This is a genomic window from Streptomyces nanhaiensis (genome assembly GCF_046614825.1).
Classification (GTDB): domain Bacteria; phylum Actinomycetota; class Actinomycetes; order Streptomycetales; family Streptomycetaceae; genus Streptomyces; species Streptomyces radiopugnans.
Genome location: NZ_JBKJFM010000399.1, coordinates 1 through 488 on the forward strand (window position 1 = coordinate 1; position 488 = coordinate 488).

General features: G+C 63.5%; 1 protein-coding gene. It reads right to left on the reverse strand.

Annotated elements, in window-relative coordinates; all coding sequences use genetic code 11:
* Nucleotides 1–150 precede the first annotated feature (150 nt).
* The coding region (locus tag ACLIYP_RS30795) for a transposase (RefSeq protein ID WP_412716346.1) at nt 151–488 on the reverse strand (338 nt) is incomplete at its 5' end.

A 488-nucleotide genomic window follows, 5' to 3' on the forward strand; every position in this document is an offset into this window, starting at 1 on the left:
ACGTCCTCGACGACCAGTGCCGACAGCCCGGAAAACACCGTCCCGATAAGAAAATTGACATCCATCACGAGATCATCGCGGATGGCTACTCGGCGTCACCACCGACTACGGGCCAGAGCCGAACGTTCGGTGTAACTGGGGTGGTTGGGGTTACTGACGGGCTGCGGAGAGGCGGCCGTCGAAGGTGATGTCGAAGGCGTTCAGGGCGGTCTTCCAGCGCATGGTCCAGCGGGCCTGGCCCTTGCCGGTCGGGTCCAGCGACATGATCGCCATGTAGACGCACTTCAAGGCGGCCTGCTCGTTCGGGAAGTGCCCGCGAGCCTTGACTGCCCGCCGAATCCGGGCGTTCACCGACTCGATGGCGTTCGTCGTGCAGACGATGCGGCGGATCTCGGTGTCGAACCGGAGGAACGGAGTGAAGTCCTCCCAGGCGTTCTCCCAGAGCCGGACGATCGCCGGATACTTCTTGCCCCACGCATCGGCGAACT